The sequence below is a fragment of the Rhodovibrio sodomensis genome (genome assembly GCF_016583645.1).
In the GTDB taxonomy this organism is placed as follows: domain Bacteria; phylum Pseudomonadota; class Alphaproteobacteria; order Kiloniellales; family Rhodovibrionaceae; genus Rhodovibrio; species Rhodovibrio sodomensis.
This window is the reverse complement of the sequence record NZ_NRRL01000240.1, coordinates 1-1,982: the sequence shown is the minus strand read 5'-3', so window position 1 is coordinate 1,982 and position 1,982 is coordinate 1. Positions and strand designations below refer to the sequence as shown.

Below are 1,982 nucleotides of genomic sequence, written 5' to 3'. Positions count from 1 at the left end.
GAACCCGATCGAGCGATTATGGGCGGTCATGCATCAGCGCGTGACGCACAACCGTCATTACCCCACCCGGAAACAATTCGCCGATGCTATCCTGGTGTTCTTTCGAGACACTATTCCAAGAGAATGGAAGACATTCAGGGAACAGGTGTCCGACAACTTCCGCATCATAACCCACCAAGATTTTCGGATTTTGGAAGGTTAGGGGTATAGCCCTAAACTTCCAAAAGCCGAAAATCTTGGTGGGTTATGATGCAGAGCCATTCAGTTCTCGTCATGAATCGGCATATGCCAGGAGTGCGTCGGGGTTTAGCGTCGTAGCGTAGCCGGCCTCGGGCAGGTCGCGCACGCCGTTGGCAGGGAAGATGTTCAGGGCAAAGCTGCGGATGCGCGTGAACGGTCCGGGGTGGACGCGGATCCGGCTGTCGTCGTCGCGAACGTCGGGCGGCCCTTCCGTCCAGAACAGATGGATGGCCCGCACGATGCCCGGCAACAACTCGGCGAGTTCGCCGTCCGGCTCGGCTTCGGTGGCGTCGGTCCGCACGGCCTCGCCGTTGGCGTCCCTGTAACCGACGTAGCCGAACAACGGATCCAGCAGCACACGCGCCTTTTCGTGATCCAGGAGCGGCCGCCAGGCCTCCATGTCCAGGGTGATCGCCTTGACGAAGCCGACCGTCCAGCCGCGCACGACGGGGCCGCCGTCCGGGTGCGACGAGTCCAGGCGGGGCCAGAGCGGGCCGGGCTCCTCGCCGCGCGCGAACTGGTTGATGTAGTTGAAGCGGGCCATGACGGCGGCAAGGGCCCAAATGGCCTGCGCCTCGGACTCAAACGGCGTGTCGCCCCAGATCTTCGGCATCCAGTCGCTCGGGTTGAGCCGGGTCGGGCTGACGGCGATCCCCGTCAGATAGCCGTCCAGCACCGCGCCCGGCATCCAGTCGTCCGGGGCGTCCGGTGACTCGAGGAAGTCGACGAGGTCGTCGAAGTCGCCGCCCGGTTCGCTCAGCTCATCGTCCGTCATAGGCGCCTCCTACCGCATCCGGCTCGCGACCTCCCGCTCGCCAATCCCGACGGTGCTGGCTGTTGGCAGGGGTGGGGCGACCTCCATCGGCGCGCTCTGACGGTGAAGCAGCCGAGGGAGATCTCCGATGCCAGGCAGGACCATCACCGACCGGCAATGGAAACCGTCCCTAGTGCTGGCGCGGCTGGACGTGGAACGCCTCGATCTCGCTCTCGCCCAGCGCACGCTGCGCTTCCAGGCGATGCAGGCCTTCGACCAGCACCCACTGGTCCTTGCCCGCGCGAACCATGATCGGGGTGTTCATGCCGGCTTCCAGGATCTCCTCCGCCAGCTGCTCGACCCGGCCGTCGTCGAGCGTCTTGCGCCGCTTGGCCGGAACGTAGACGTCCGCGATCGGGACGCGAATGGTCCGCTGCATGGGCCTCCCTCTCAGGCTGTCGACCGCGTGGCCGCGTTGGCTTCGGTCGGATGACTGTGCGGGCGCAGGGCCACCGCCGTCCAGTGCCGGCCCGCCCGCCGCGAGCAGAGACGCCGGACGGCACGCCCGACGCCCCGTCAAGCCTGCGCGTCACATAAAGCCCACAGCGGCGACCGCGCCCGCGGCCCCGCCGGCGACGCCGGATCGCCCTGCATTTTCCATGGCTTGGCGGCGGGACGGGCCGACACGGCGGGCCCCGGCGGGCACGGGCGCTCGACAGACTCTGTCAACCACGCACGCGTGAGGGTCCCCACGGCGGTCCAGCCTCGCGCCCGCCGCCGCGCCGCCGCCCGCCATCCCTCACCGCCCGGAGAGCTCGCCTTGCCCCATCCCGCCGAGGTCCAAGCAGACGCTCCAAGCAGCTTTTATGTTGCCGAGTAGCCGCGGTAGGCCGGAAACCGCGGCAGGGGGAGAGGTGAGCCAGGCAAGCGGCTAGGGTCCGAACACCGAACCCGATGCGGAGATATGGCCCCTCTCCCCAAGGCGCGG

2 protein-coding genes and 1 pseudogene are annotated in these 1,982 nt (G+C 67.3%); 1 reads left to right on the top strand and 2 read right to left on the bottom strand.

What is annotated here, in order from left to right; translation table 11 throughout:
- Positions 1-202: pseudogene (locus CKO28_RS28170) on the top strand (hypothetical protein); the annotation flags it as partial.
- Between the two features lie 69 nt (positions 203-271).
- Here CKO28_RS28170 and CKO28_RS27420 read toward each other — a convergent pair.
- Together CKO28_RS27420 and CKO28_RS27415 are read right to left on the bottom strand one after the other, a co-directional pair.
- Complete coding sequence (locus tag CKO28_RS27420) at positions 272-1,015, bottom strand: YecA/YgfB family protein (RefSeq protein WP_200344670.1); 744 nt, start codon at positions 1,013-1,015, stop codon at positions 272-274.
- 169 nt (positions 1,016-1,184) lie between these two features.
- Complete coding sequence (locus CKO28_RS27415; RefSeq protein ID WP_200344668.1) at positions 1,185-1,433, bottom strand: ParB N-terminal domain-containing protein; 249 nt, start codon at positions 1,431-1,433, stop codon at positions 1,185-1,187.
- Positions 1,434-1,982 lie beyond the last annotated feature (549 nt).